We start from the raw sequence: 13,406 nt of genomic DNA, 5'->3' as shown, positions 1-13,406 counted from the left end.
CCCGATAGTGCGACGCTAAGCACCAGCCATTAGGGCGAGATGGTTCAGTTACTTAATTTCTGCTGATAGCCGTTCAAAATATGCAAGCGCTTCGTCACGAGAGATCGAGCCGCTTTTGTCCACGTCGTTCTGATCGAACATGTCCGTGACCATGGCTTCAGGCTCCTCAGATATCCAACGTGTAAAGACGTTGCCCTTCGAGGGACCTGCATAAGCGAGACCGGCTAACGCCACCGCGATCGCTCCTGCCAATAATATCTTTGTCCTCATTTATTCGATCTCCAATGTCGCAAACATCCGAGCAACTCGGACAATTCTAAAAATATCAGTCAACTATTCCGCCACGCACGGTACATGGCGGAACATTACTTGCCAACGACGTAATTTGATCGAATGCGTCACAAGTTCAAAGACGACGCGGATTTGACGGCTAGAGCACGGTGCGTCCGGCCAACATCTGCGTAGCGGTTTCGGCGGCAATATCCCCGAGAATGGCGCGACAGACGGTTTCGCCCACCATGACCCCGAGCTTAAAACCGTGGCCGGAACAGGCGCTGACAACCCAGCCTTTGGCGTCGAGTGGTTCGACGCGGAACCGCTCTTCTTCGGTCACGGTGTAATAGCAAATTTTGCGTTCTAATTCAGTGTACTGGGACGCATCCTTAAAAACTCGACTCAAGGCATCCTGCACCGGCTTGTAGTCCTCTGCAGTCGCGATGCGATTGTCCGAACCGTGGCCAATGCGCGAGAAAAAGTGGTCACCAATCTTGAGGCGCGTACCGTCTTTGGGCGGCAGGATATAGGCGAGCTTGTCGTCCAGATGGTCGATGACAACCGGCGCGTTGTTCCAAGCATCGGCATATTGAGCGGGCGGCTCGAGATAGAGCACCATCTGGCGAGAGGCCTCGGCAATGTTGGCATAACCGGGCAAGAGATCGCTGATCCAGGCGCCGGCGCAGACCACGACCATATCGCCGGTAATGATCTGACCGTCGGCCTCGACCGTTCCCGCTATGGCATCAACCTTGGTGACGCGCGTGTTGGGGCGAAGATCGGCCCCATTTGCATCGAGCCATTTCGCAAGATCGGTGACAATGCGATCTGCATAGAGGAGCCCTGCCCCATCCGCTTCATAAGCGCTGACAGCGCCCTTCATATTGAGGAAGGGAAGACGCTGCTCGAGCTCGGTGAGTGTGAGCGGACGATGCTTGATGCCCACCGCATCCAAAGCCGTGGCGGTGCTGGTGTATATGTCCGCGTCAGTGCGGGAGACATAGATCGCCGGGGTCTTATGGATATGGGTCGCGCCAATGTCGGCCCAGAGTTCGTCATAGAGCTCAAAAGTCCGCGGCATGAGCGCGGTGTACCCCGGCATTCCCGTATAGGTGTGACGCGTGATCCTATGCTCATCGAAGGACGATGAGATTGGGTTCGGGATGGGGCCCTGATCGAACAGCGTGACCTCTACCCCGCGCTTGCGTAACCGCCATGCCAAGCTAAGGCCTGCGATTCCTGCACCAACGATCAAAACTCTCATGCCAGCCTCATTTACTCGTTTCAAATCGCCCGCTCAGCAGAGAAAGATATTCTCAAAAGCGAACGAGTTTCGCGAAAATCTCTACCCGCTCGATAGTGTTTTCCCGAAACGAGAGGGATATAATTTCAGCCAATGTTTTAACTGAGAGTTCCAAAAGTGAAAGTCTCAAAGCTTCTTATCACCGCCGCTCTCCTCGCTGGCGTCTCCACCGCCACGACCGCTTGGGCGCAGTCTTATAACCCAGATGCGTCCATCCGCATTGGTTCGCTCTATGAGCCGCAGAACCTCGACAATACCGCAGGCGCTGGCCAGGGCATCAACGAAGCTTTCAACGGCAACGTTTATGAAGCTCTGTACCAACTGACCGACGCAGGCACTGTCGACGCCAAGCTGGTTGAGAGCCACGAAGTCAGCGAAGACGGTCTCACCCACACCTTCAAGCTTAAGTCTGGTGTGACCTTCCACTCGGGCGATCCGCTGACCGCTGCTGACGTGAAGAACTCGATCGAGCGCGTTACCGCAGAGGCTTCCAAGAGCTCGCGTAAGAACAGCCTCAAGACCATCACCGCAATCGACGCGCCAGATGATCAGACCGTGGTCATCACCCTGTCCGCACGTTCGGTGAACCTGCCGTACAATCTCTCTTATGTATGGATCGTCAACGACGCTGCTGGTGACATCACTGCTGCGGCCGACGGCACTGGCCCATACAAGCTTGGCGAATGGCGCCGTGGTTCGGCGCTGGCGCTGACCCGCAACGATGCCTATTGGGGCGAAGCGCCAAAGAACGCTGAAGTGATCTATACCTATTTCACGGATGCCACTGCGCTCAACAACGCACTTTTGACCAATGCGGTCGACGTTGTGACCTCGGTACAGAGCCCGGATTCGCTGCAGCAGTTCGCTGACAATCCGGCCTACACCGTGACCGAAGGCGCTTCGACCACCAAGGCGCTGCTGGCTTACAACGACCGCGTTGCACCGTTTGATAACGTCAAGGTTCGCAAGGCTCTGGCCCGCGCAACCGACAAGGCGCGCCTCTTGAACTCCATCTGGGGTGACTATGGCACGCTGATCGGCTCGTTCGTCCCACCCACCGATCCTTGGTATGTAGACCTGACCGGCGTCGATGCCTATGACGTTGAAAGCGCAAAGGCTCTGCTGGCGGAAGCTGGCTATCCAGATGGCTTTGAATTCACCATCGACACCCCAGACTACGATCCGCATCCGATCATCGCGCAGTTCCTGCAGACGGAATATGCCAAGATCGGCGTGAAGGTGAACATCAACATCATCACCTCCAACGAATGGTACACCAAGATCTACCAAGCGAAGGATTTCCAGGCGACCCTGCAGGAACACGTCAATCACCGCGATATCGTGTTCTACGGCAACCCAGACTTCTACTGGGGCTACAACAACCCAGCGGTTGTTGAGCTGATTGCTGGTGCGGAAGCTGCGGCCGACGAAACCGAACAGGTGGCTAAGCTCACCGAAGCCAACAAGATCATTGCGGAAGATGCAGCCAGCAACTGGCTCTACCTCTACCCACAGATCGTGGTTTCGGCCGCAAATGTCACCGGCTACCCAGTCAATGGCCTGAACTCGCAGTTCCCAGCCTATGGCATCGAAAAGACTGAATAAGCCTCGCGCTTATAGTCTTTAGAGACACGAATTATACGCGCCACCGGGTTCGCCCGGTGGCGTTGTCATTACGAGGAAGCTAATGTCGCGCTTTCTCTTCGAATTAGGGATTCTCGGCCATTCTCGCCTATACGATCCGACGCACGTTCATCTTGTTGGTATCGCTGTTTATTGCGGCGATTGTGCTCTTTGTCCTTTTGCGTTTGCTACCCGGCGACCCAGCCAATGCGCTGCTTGGTGTCGGAGCAACTCCAGCACAAATTGAAGCGGCGCGCGCGCAGGTTGGTTCTGACCAGTCGCTTTACGTGCAATTTGGCAGCTATCTGCAAAGCCTCATCCGTTTTGACCTCGGCAATAGCTTTGTCAGCAAAGCCTCGGTGCTTGAGGAAATCGGCAACCGCATGTCGGTGACGCTGCCACTGGCGCTGCTGGGATTTGTCCTTTCTATTTTGATTGCTGTCCCACTTGGCATCGTCTCTGCGGTGAAAGCGGACAAATGGTATGGCTGGTTGATCTCGGTGGTTTCCCAATTGGGTATTGCCATCCCGGTGTTCTGGGTGGGGATTTTGCTGGTGACGCTGTTTGCCATCAATTTGCGCTGGCTCCCCTCTGGCGGGTTCCCGCTCAAGGGATGGGCTAATTTCTCTGACGCTGCGATTGGCATGATCCTACCGGCGGTGACCATTGGGCTGGTGATGGGCGCTTCGCTGTTGCGCTATGTTCGAGCAGCAACACTGGACGTTCTGGGCAGTGACTATCTGCGGACGGCCCGCGCTATGGGCGCAGGCTTTACCGAAGCTCTGCTCAAGCATGGTCTACGCAATGGCGCTGTGCCGGTGATTTCTATTTTGGGCATTGAGTTGGCGACGACATTTCTTGGCGCCGTGGTGATCGAGAAGGTGTTTAGCCTGCCGGGCATGGGCTCGATGCTGCTGCTGGCGATCCAACAGCGCGACTACCCCAATGTGCAGGGTGTCCTCATTATCTCTACCCTTCTCGTCCTGCTGATCGGCTTTGCTGCGGACATTTTGCAACGTGTTGTCGATCCGCGTCTGCGGACAAAATCGCGGGTGCAAGCATGAGTCAGACCATGGACTTAAGCCCGCCAGCCAAACCAAAACTTTCACTCACCTTGTGGGCCGGGATTTTTCTCGTTGGCCTGCATGTGGTCGTGGGCCTGCTCACGCTGGTGTGGCTGCCGTACGACCCGAATGCCTTTACCGGCGGACGGCTTGAAGGCGCGAGCTGGCTGCACTGGACAGGGACCGACCGTCTCGGTCGCGATCTGTTCACCCAATTGATGATCGGTAGCCGCATCGCGCTACAGGTCGGCGTTTCCGCTGTGATCATTGGCGGGGTAATCGGTGTGACGCTGGGCACAATCGCCGCCTTCGCAACGCGCTGGCTTGATGATGCTCTCGCGGCCACGCTCGATATTCTCATCGCCTTCCCGACACTTCTAATTGCCATGCTGGTTGTGGCAGCGAGTGAAACGGCGTCGTTGGGCTCGGCCATTCTGGCGCTGGGCATTGCGCTTTCGGCGATTGTGGCGCGGCTGACGCGTATCCTCGTCAAGCGCGTGCTGGTGATGGACTACATTACGGCGGCGCGAACCTCGGGGTCGAGCTGGCTAAAAATCGTCTTCGTCCACATCATCCCCAATATCTGGCCGACGCTATCGGTGAATTTTGCGCTGCAATTTGGCCTCGCGGTGATCGCGGAAGCTTCGCTCTCTTATCTGGGCCTCGGTGCGCCGCCGCCAAACGCCTCGTGGGGGCGAATGCTACAGGAAGCGCAGGCCACGGTTTACAACGCGCCGCTGGGCGCCATCGCACCGGGTGTGGCACTGGTGACGCTGGCCATCGGCGTCAATCTTCTTGCAGACGGTCTCCGCGACGTCATTGATCCGACGAGGCAGGGACGATGAGCCTTCTTAGTGTTGCAAATCTCACCGTGAAGGCGGGCAACAAAGTTCTGGTTTCGGAGTTGAGCTTCACCCTCGACAAGGGGGAACGTCTGGGGCTGATCGGGGAATCAGGGTCGGGCAAATCACTGACTTCGCTCGCCGTTACCGGACTATTGGCTCGGGGGCTGTCGGCTGAAGGTTCGGTGGTACTGAACGACACGCAAATCATCGGCGCTAAAGATAGCGATCTCAATCCGCTGCGCGGGACGACTGTTGCCATTGTTTTCCAAGAACCCCTTACGGCGCTTGATCCGCTGATGCGGGTGGGCGAGCAGATCAGCGAAGTGGTGGCCCGCCGCGCCAAGCGCGATGGCGATCGGCTGACGCGCATTGAGATGGATGCGGACGTCGCGGCGCTTATGCGTGAAGTGAACCTGCCAGCATCGCTCGCCAGCAAATATCCGCATGAGATGTCGGGCGGTCAGCGCCAACGTATCGCCATTGCGATGGCTCTGGCCTGCAAGCCGGAGCTGCTCATTGCCGATGAGCCGACGACTGCGCTCGACGTGACAACGCAGGCCGAAATCATGAGTCTTATCAAACGGCTCGTGGCGGAACGTAACATGGCACTTCTCTTTATCAGCCACGATCTGCCGGTGGTCGCCAATACGGTGGACCGTGTGGTGGTAATGCGGCACGGGGTAGCCGTGGAAGCCGGTGCTGTGGGCGAGGTATTCCGTTCGCCTCAGCATGATTACACCAAGAGCCTGCTGGCGGCAGCGAAGGCCTTTGACAACGCGATCGGGGGCCAAGCATGAGCCTCGTTAGCATCGACAATGTCAGCTTCGCTTATACAAGCGAGCGGCAGATTTTGGCTGGCGTCTCCACTGAGATCGCACCGGGCGCTACCGTTGGCCTTGTGGGGGAATCCGGCTCGGGCAAAACCACGCTGCTCCGTCTGCTGCTGGGCCTGACCAAGCCCCAGGGCGGGACCATTCGGTTTGATGGGCAGGTTCTCGACCCGAGCAATCGGGCGTTTATGCGCGATTATCGTCGGCAGGCGCAGGTGGTGTTCCAAGACCCCTACTCCTCGCTCGATCCGCGCCAAAAAGTGTTTTCCATTATTGCCGAGCCGTTGAAATCGCTGCGTATCGCAGGCGACCACAAGGCTATGGTTATGGCTGCGCTGGAGGCCGTTGGCCTTGAGGCCGATAGTGCCAATCGCTACCCGCACCAGTTCTCGGGCGGCCAGCGTCAACGCACCGCTATTGCGCGCGCAATTGTAGCAAAGCCCAAGCTGCTGCTTGCCGACGAAGCCGTGAGCGCGCTGGATCTGACGACCAAGGTGCGCGTTGTTGAACTGCTCCGCACACTGAGCCGCGATATGGCCCTACTCTTCGTTTCGCATGACATCGCGGTCGTCGCAGCGCTGTGCGAACACATTATCATTTTGGAAAAGGGCGTGATCGTCGAGCAGGGTAAGACTGCTGAAGTTCTCGCCAATCCGCAACATGCCTATACGCAGCGGCTGCTCGCCAGCGTGCCGCGCCTCTCGTTCAAGGATGAAGAGCTATGACTGACTATCCAACTGAATATGCCGCCTGGAAAATCCGCCGCCTTGAGGCGCTGCAGGCTCCAGATGGCTGGCTCAATATCATTGCGCGCGACTGGCTGAGTGAAGGCACAGTCAAAATTGGCGCGGCAGACGATAACGACATTATCTTGCCGACCGGCCCGGCTTATGTCGGCACGCTGACACAGGACGCTGACGGCGGAGTGACTTATGCCGCGGCTGATGGCTCGGCGCCGATTAAGCTCGAATTGAACAAGTATAAGCCACCGCGCTTCACGGCTGAGAACCTGCTTCTTGAAGTCACAACACTGAACGGCGAGAATGCTGTTCGCGTGCGCGACACCGCGTCCAAGGCTGGCGAAGAGTTGGGCGAGATCGAATATTTCGATCTGGACCCAAGCTGGCGCATTGAAGCCAAGTGGGTGGCGCTCGAAGAGGCGAAGAACCTCTCCATCTCGACCTCGAAGGCGATCCCCACCGAAGTTCAGGCAACGCATAAGGCCGTGTTCGACAGGGACGGCGTGACCTATGAGTTGCTGGCAACGCACGGCACCAAGGAAAGCCCGCAGTTCGTCATTCGCGACCTGACCAGCCGCGACAGTACCTATGGCGCGTGCCGCTTTGTGTTTGGTGAAAACGTGAGCGAAAACAGCATTGTACTGGATTTCAATAAGGCATTGAATCCGCCGTGTGCGTTTACCGATTTCGCTGTGTGCCCGCTGCCGCCAGCCGAAAACGTGCTACCGATCCGCATTGAGGCGGGCGAGAAGCGGTTGAAGGACTGAGGTTCTTTTGGGCTGAAGCGTTTTGAGGGACTGAGGTTCTTTTGGGCTGAAGCGTTTTGAGGGACTGAGGTTCTTTTGGGCTGAAGCGTTTTGAGGGTGGTGGTGACGGAGGTCGCCGCCGCCCTTTTGTTTGCATTAGAAATGCGCGAGCACCCCGATCAGCCATTTAAAAAGAGACTTGCTCTAATACAAAAAAATATCAAATCATATAAACAAGTTGATATATCACTTAGGGCGCTACCAAAAAAGATGGAAAAGACCACAGGTCAAAAAATTAAGAAGGATGAAAATAACACTACGAACAAAGATTGCTTTGTTATTATGCCCATATCTGAATTCGAAGGGTACGATCCTAATCATTTCAGACATGTATACGATGACATAATCAAACCTGCATGCGATGTCGCAGGCTTTTCCGCAGTACGCGCCGATGACGTTCAGGCGAGTAACTTCATTCACCTCGATATCCTGAGAAAAACCATAGAGTCACCGGTGGCAATCTGTGATCTCAGCACACGAAATCCGAATGTCCTTTTCGAACTGGGAATAAGACAAGCTTTCGACCTGCCCGTGGTCCTCATCCAAGAAAAGGGTACGCCAAAAATATTCGATATCGGGCCGATCAGGTGCTTAGATTACTCTAAGGAGATGCGTTATCACGATGTGGTGGAGACACAAAGAAAGCTTAGTGAGGCAATCACCGAAACACAGAAGTCGACTTCAGACAGCGGAAATGTAAATTCCATTGTCAGACTGCTATCTCTGACTGAACCCGCTAAAATACCAGACGTCACCGGCCAAAAAGACGCCATGTCTATGGACGTTTTGCGGACGGAAATGCACTATATTCGAAAGATGGTTGAAGACCTTACCTCAACTCGCGGTCCCCTAGCTCGACCACGCACTCCGGTGTCCCTAGAGTATGAGCGAATTGCTTCCAGCTTCGAGAGAGCCCAGGCAAGTTTCGGCAAGGCAGAGCATACAATTGTGCTCAGAGAAGTGAACGGGGTCATCGAAGATATCGCTAGAGCGTTGAAGTACGCAGAAGGCTCTAGGATTGACCCCACCGGCTTCAGAATACTTCTCGACCGAGCTGAAACTCTACAAAACCGCCTCATTAAAGAAGTTGAGGACCTCCCTTTCTGACGAGAAGCAAATAGTAACTCTTCGAGCACGCGGACTAGAATTTTCATCCAATACTTTAGAGGGTGATGTGCTGAAGGGCATGCTGCCCTTTTTGTTTCCCCCACCCAACCTCCCCCTGAAGGGGGAGGCGTGCATCGCGGTCGTGGATGGAAGGGCAGAAGGAACTCGCCGAGGTGGGAGTGAGTTATCGGGTTGTGGCGAAACTGATTCAAAACGCCTGCCTATCTGACTGACAAGCTTAGTCTTTTTTCATGCGGCAGATGTGACAGGGCCGAGGCAGGCGATTGCGTCTTGGCGGGGAGCGGCATATGTCGGGCGCAATAGCTCAGCGAAGCGGCAGCCCTATGCACGCTTCACAACGGAGATTTCGGTGCCCCCAATCGAAGAACAGCCGCTAAAGCCCGGTGATTATGTCGCCGGGTTTGCCATTCTCATCCTCTGTCAATTGGCGGGGGAAGTGCTGGTGCATGCGATCCGCATTGTGCTGCCTAGTTTTGCTTTCCCCGGCCCTGTGGCGGGAATGCTGCTCTTGCTGGCGCTGCTGCCCAGATTACCAAAACAGCGTCGCTCGGTGATGGCTGTCGGCAATGCCCTCCTCGGCATTTTGGCAATGCTATTTGTGCCTGCGGCAGTGGGCGTGATGCAGTATGGCGATCTCGTGCTGGCTTGGGGCATTCCCCTTGTCTTGGCGCTGGTCGTTTCAACGGTGCTGACACTGCTCGCGACGGTTGGCACGTTCCTGCTGACAGAAAAGCTAATAAACCGAGGCAAGCCATGACCGGGCTGACGGGCGTTTGGGTATATCTCGCAGCCTCCCCCCTCACCTGGCTGGCAGTGACGCTGGTGGCCTATGCCACCTCGCTCAAGATCGGGGCATTCTTCAAAGGCTCTCCCTTTGCCAACAATGTGCTGATCAGCGCCGCGATCATCATTCCGATCCTGCTGATCTCCGGAACGAGCTACCCGACCTATTTTGAGGGGGCGCAGTTCGTGCACTTCCTGCTTGGGCCAGCAACGGTTGCGCTGTCGATCCCCTTGTTCCGGAATATCGACGCGGTGAAGCGCTCGCTGGTGCCAATTGCGGTATCACTGGTGGTGGGAGCTATCGTGGCCATGGCGAGCGCCGTGGGCATTGTCTATCTCTTTGGCGCGCCGGCTGAGGTGATCGCGTCGATTACCCCGAAATCGGTCAGTGCGCCGATTGCGATGGAGCTAGCCAAGAGCCTTGGCGGCATTCCATCGCTGGCCGCCGTCTTGGGGATCTCCACGGGCATTACCGGGGCTATTTTGGTTACGCCTCTGATGAACGCCCTCAAGATCAAGAACTATGCGGCGCGTGGCTTTGCTGTCGGCGTAACTTCGCATGGCATCGGCACCGCCCGCGCCTTGCAGGTGAGCGACGTGGGGGGCGCGTTCTCAGGCATTGGCATGGCGCTCAATGGCGCGTTCACAGCGCTGATCGTGGTGGGCTTACAAGTGTTGTTTGGCGCGTAGCCAGACAGACAAAAAGCGGCGTTTCGGCGCCGCTTTCTTTTATGCTGAGAGACGTTCGTCCTGCGCGAGACGCGGGTCTGGCAAATGCAGCATGGCGACCAGATCGCGGTATTCCTGCCGCGCATTGACGTGGGACATGGACGGCGCCGCGCCCAAGAGCTGGGCGTCCAATGGATCAAACACGGTCATGCCGATGGGGAAGAGCGAGCGGAAGATCACGCGCTCGGCAATGCCATCGGCGACGCGGCAGGTCAGTGCATCGGCAATTTTCACCACGCTATCATGCACGCTCGCGCCATTGCGGTTAGAGAGCGCCGAGATGCGGTTGCGGACAATGACCCAATCGCTTGGAGCGCCGGTGGCGATTTGGCGCTCGGCGCGGGCGCGCTGCACGTTCTTGGAATAAGGCGAGAGACTTTCTGGATCGCCGGTGCGCACGTCAATTTTCGCCAACACGTCGAGGTCGATCATGCTGTCGTTGACGGGGGTCACAAGCGTGTCGGCTGCACTATGGGCGAGACGGGCGAGATGAGCATCAAATCCCGGCGTGTCGATGACGATGAAATCGACCTCTTCGTAAAGCTTATCCATCGAGCGCGAAAAGAGCTCGAGCTCGGCCTTTTGGTTTTCCTTGATCGAGTCGCTCCAGCCAGTGGGCACATGGACGTGCTTTGGCATAGGAATGTCACGGCCCGTGGTGTCGAGCGTATTGCGGCGATTGCGGATGTAGCGGGTCAGCGTTTGCTGGCGGCTATCGACGTCGACCGTGGCAACGCGAAAACCTTGATGCAGCAAATAGACAGCTAGGTGCAGCGACAAGGTCGACTTGCCGGAGCCACCCTTCTCATTTCCCACCACAATGACGTGCGCGCGTTGCTGGCCCAATTCCGCCTCCAAATCACAGGAGTTACCCTTAATGCCATCAACGGCTCGCATGGTTAATAAGGATTTAAGAGTACCCCAAAACACTGCGCTTATGCCGCGTGGTTTTGCGCTTCGGCACATGGTGAGTCTGGCAAAAGACGCCGCGCCTTCACCTTGCATGAACGAGCGGGAGGCACCTTGCGCCCGGCCATGGGAGTTCTTCCAAGTGCATTTTCTGGAGGGTGAAGTCCCAAGGGCCACTCTCTGGGACCCGCCACAGCGTTCGGGAATAAATTTCCAGCTCAGGTCAGAGACTTAATAGAGCGCTCAACTGGTCGATAACCCTGAGCTTTTTGGGAATTTGTTCGGGCTCAGAGCAGTGGAAAGATCGGATTTGAGCGCCCGATATTGTGGCTTCTCCGCGGCAAGTGGGCGCGGGGTTGGCCCTGCAGGGTTGTACGGCGGACAAATTTAGGCCATTTTAACTATCGTCTAACGGGAGCTGAACCTCTGGCTAACCAAGCGAACCGACCAACCATCGTCCTCTTCGATCTTGATGGGACCCTGGTGCACCACGTCAATCCACGCGTGCTGCAAATGCTCGAATTCTTGGACGACTGTTCCCATAAGGGTGGACGGCTCGCAGCACGATTCCGTCTGCAGCGTCGTCAGCGCTTAAAAGAACAACGCCCACCGCGGTTATTGGTTCACCGCGCGATCCACAAAGTGCGTCGTAAGACGGTCAACGAGATGCTTTCGCCATGCGAGAACATGCGTTGCGTCCTCGAGCGCCTCCACGCCGAAGGTGTTGCCACTGGCGTCGTCAGCAACGGCCTTGGCCGTGGCTATGGCCATGATGTGCTGGAAGCTTTCGATCTGCGGAAGTATTTCTCGACGGCCGTGTTCCGTGAAGACGTACGCCGCGGAAAGCCGTGGCCAGATTCGATCCTCGAAGCGCTGTCCAATATTGGCCGCGACCTCCGCCGGACCGACGTGATCTGGTACATTGGCGACCAGCGTAAAGACATTGCCGCTGCACAAGCGGCTTCGGAAATTATCGGCCACACCATTCGCCCGATCGCCTTGGGCGCAAGAGCAGCACTTGGCGCGATCGAACAGCGCATCCCGAATTCGCAGATTATGTGGTGTGCAGCTGATTTTGAACGCGCGGTCCATAACGCCTTCGACAGCGATGATTACTCGCTGCCGATGTATGGTCCTGTCGCTGCGCCTGTCGTCTAACAGCCGACCTCTTTAGAAGTCGAAGCCCATTTGGTTGATCGAAAGCTCAATCTCTTCGGCTTCGACTTTTTTGTCTTTCTTCTTTGGCTTCTGCTTGGCCTTTGCGGCCTCTTCGGCCGCAGCTAGTGCTGCCGCTTCAGCAGCGAGATCCGCCTCGGACTGAATGACGAAGATCGACTCTAGGTCGTCCACGGGCTTTGCGTCAGCGGCACTGGCATCGCTCGACACAGGCTGCGTGACGCCGACCTCAGAAGCTGCCTCTTCCAAATCCGTGCCCTGCAGGACGCTTTCATCCTCGACAACGAAGTCCTCAGCGGCGGCAGCGAGCTCCTCCCCGTCGAAGAACGGCGTATCGTCGGTAGAGGCATAAGCAGGCGCGCTAAAGACCTCAGCGTCTTCCAAAGTATCCATGGCCGCAAATACGGCTTCGGCTTCAGCTTCGGCTTCGGCTTCGGCTTCGGCTTCGGCTTCGGCTTCGGCTTCGGCTTCGGCTTCGGCTTCGGCTTCGGCTTCGGCTTCGGCTTCGGCTTCGGCTTCGGCTTCGGCTTCGGCTTCGGCTTCGGCTTCGGCTTCGGCTTCGGCTTCGGCTTCGGCTTCGGCTTCGGCTTCGGCTTCGGCTTCGGCTTCGGAGGTCATGTCATCTGGCTGTTCAGATGCAAGCGCTTCTTCGTCAAACACCGGCGCAATATATTCGCCCAGCTCAACGTGCTGCGGGTCTTCCGTTTCGGCAGGTAACACTGGCGCGCTGTGGGCGTGTTCAGTGGCTTCAAAACTTTCAGCGACCGGAGCCGACACGGTTACCTGTTCGTCGGCTGAGACGAGCACATCGGCTTCATCATCCACGACCGCTTTACTGAGCAGAAGCTCGACCCAATCGGTGGCTTTCACCAGCGGCTTGGTTTTAAGAGTGTAGAGGTTTTCGCGCCCCTTCTTCACCTCAACCACGAGCCCCGCCGTCTTTAGCACGCGCAAATGGCGCGAAATGGCCGGGCGGCTGATCGTGAAGGCGTCCGCGAGCTTATGCACGGGAATAGGCCCCTGCATGAGGATCTCGATAATGCGGCAGCGCGTAGCGTCGCCGAGTGCGGAATAAACTGCGATGGGGGCTTTGGTCTTGCGCTTCATACTCTGGTTTAAAGTAACATCAGAGTTACCCGTCAAGTGAGCACGCAACTTCCTCAGAGTTTGTTCACTGAGATTGTTAGAGCATTCTAG

Annotated in this window: 14 protein-coding genes; 10 read left to right on the top strand and 4 right to left on the bottom strand. The window is 56.7% G+C overall.

Annotated elements, in window-relative coordinates; genetic code table 11:
• Nucleotides 1–48 precede the first annotated feature (48 nt).
• Both H4N61_RS06260 and H4N61_RS06255 read right to left on the bottom strand, forming a co-directional pair.
• Nucleotides 49–270 carry a hypothetical protein gene (locus H4N61_RS06260; protein WP_169194154.1) on the bottom strand — a complete coding sequence of 74 codons (222 nt, stop codon included), beginning with the start codon at nucleotides 268–270 and terminating at the stop codon, nucleotides 49–51.
• Between the two features lie 160 nt (nucleotides 271–430).
• Nucleotides 431–1,537 carry an FAD-dependent oxidoreductase gene (locus tag H4N61_RS06255; protein ID WP_169194155.1) on the bottom strand — a complete coding sequence of 369 codons (1,107 nt, stop codon included), beginning with the start codon at nucleotides 1,535–1,537 and terminating at the stop codon, nucleotides 431–433.
• A 177-nt stretch (nucleotides 1,538–1,714) separates the two neighbouring features.
• Between H4N61_RS06255 and H4N61_RS06250 the strand changes: the two genes are divergently transcribed.
• The 9 genes from H4N61_RS06250 (at nucleotide 1,715) to H4N61_RS06210 (ending at nucleotide 10,085) form a co-directional block, all read left to right on the top strand.
• Nucleotides 1,715–3,181: an ABC transporter substrate-binding protein gene (locus H4N61_RS06250; protein ID WP_248306597.1), complete on the top strand. Its 1,467-nt coding sequence runs from the start codon at nucleotides 1,715–1,717 to the stop codon at nucleotides 3,179–3,181.
• A gap of 134 nt (nucleotides 3,182–3,315) precedes the next feature.
• Nucleotides 3,316–4,263, top strand: coding sequence for an ABC transporter permease (locus H4N61_RS06245; protein WP_282567630.1), 948 nt, complete (start codon nucleotides 3,316–3,318; stop codon nucleotides 4,261–4,263).
• Entirely contained in the window at nucleotides 4,260–5,108 is an 849-nt protein-coding gene (locus H4N61_RS06240) for an ABC transporter permease (protein ID WP_169194156.1), read from the top strand. Before H4N61_RS06245 ends, H4N61_RS06240 begins: the two co-directional genes overlap by 4 nt.
• Nucleotides 5,105–5,905, top strand: coding sequence for an ABC transporter ATP-binding protein (locus H4N61_RS06235; RefSeq protein ID WP_169194157.1), 801 nt, complete (start codon nucleotides 5,105–5,107; stop codon nucleotides 5,903–5,905). The genes H4N61_RS06240 and H4N61_RS06235 overlap by 4 nt, the downstream gene beginning before the upstream one ends.
• Nucleotides 5,902–6,663: an ATP-binding cassette domain-containing protein gene (locus tag H4N61_RS06230; RefSeq protein ID WP_169194158.1), complete on the top strand. Its 762-nt coding sequence runs from the start codon at nucleotides 5,902–5,904 to the stop codon at nucleotides 6,661–6,663. The genes H4N61_RS06235 and H4N61_RS06230 overlap by 4 nt, the downstream gene beginning before the upstream one ends.
• Complete coding sequence (locus H4N61_RS06225) at nucleotides 6,660–7,445, top strand: DUF1684 domain-containing protein (RefSeq protein WP_169194159.1); 786 nt, start codon at nucleotides 6,660–6,662, stop codon at nucleotides 7,443–7,445. Before H4N61_RS06230 ends, H4N61_RS06225 begins: the two co-directional genes overlap by 4 nt.
• Before the next feature lie 102 nt (nucleotides 7,446–7,547).
• Entirely contained in the window at nucleotides 7,548–8,591 is a 1,044-nt protein-coding gene (locus tag H4N61_RS06220) for a hypothetical protein (protein WP_182395395.1), read from the top strand.
• Nucleotides 8,592–8,961: 370 nt separating this feature from the next.
• On the top strand, nucleotides 8,962–9,369 hold the full coding sequence (locus H4N61_RS06215) for a CidA/LrgA family protein (protein ID WP_248306574.1): 408 nt from the start codon (nucleotides 8,962–8,964) through the stop codon (nucleotides 9,367–9,369).
• Nucleotides 9,366–10,085: an LrgB family protein gene (locus H4N61_RS06210; protein ID WP_169196137.1), complete on the top strand. Its 720-nt coding sequence runs from the start codon at nucleotides 9,366–9,368 to the stop codon at nucleotides 10,083–10,085. Before H4N61_RS06215 ends, H4N61_RS06210 begins: the two co-directional genes overlap by 4 nt.
• Nucleotides 10,086–10,124: 39 nt before the next feature.
• Here the strand turns inward: H4N61_RS06210 and H4N61_RS06205 are convergent, their stop codons facing one another.
• Nucleotides 10,125–10,970, bottom strand: coding sequence for a division plane positioning ATPase MipZ (locus tag H4N61_RS06205; RefSeq protein ID WP_248306573.1), 846 nt, complete (start codon nucleotides 10,968–10,970; stop codon nucleotides 10,125–10,127).
• Nucleotides 10,971–11,357: 387 nt separating this feature from the next.
• Here H4N61_RS06205 and H4N61_RS06200 point away from each other — a divergent pair, with 387 nt between their 5' ends.
• Nucleotides 11,358–12,191, top strand: a complete 834-nt coding sequence (locus H4N61_RS06200) for an HAD hydrolase-like protein (RefSeq protein WP_282567623.1) — start codon at nucleotides 11,358–11,360, stop codon at nucleotides 12,189–12,191.
• 12 nt (nucleotides 12,192–12,203) lie between these two features.
• Here the strand turns inward: H4N61_RS06200 and H4N61_RS06195 are convergent, their stop codons facing one another.
• Nucleotides 12,204–13,316, bottom strand: a complete 1,113-nt coding sequence (locus H4N61_RS06195; protein WP_182395391.1) for a metalloregulator ArsR/SmtB family transcription factor — start codon at nucleotides 13,314–13,316, stop codon at nucleotides 12,204–12,206.
• Between the last annotated feature and the right edge of the window lie 90 nt (nucleotides 13,317–13,406).

Source organism: Devosia sp. MC521 (assembly GCF_014127105.1).
Taxonomy (GTDB): Bacteria; Pseudomonadota; Alphaproteobacteria; order Rhizobiales; family Devosiaceae; genus Devosia.
This window is presented reverse-complemented; position numbering and strand designations above follow the sequence as displayed.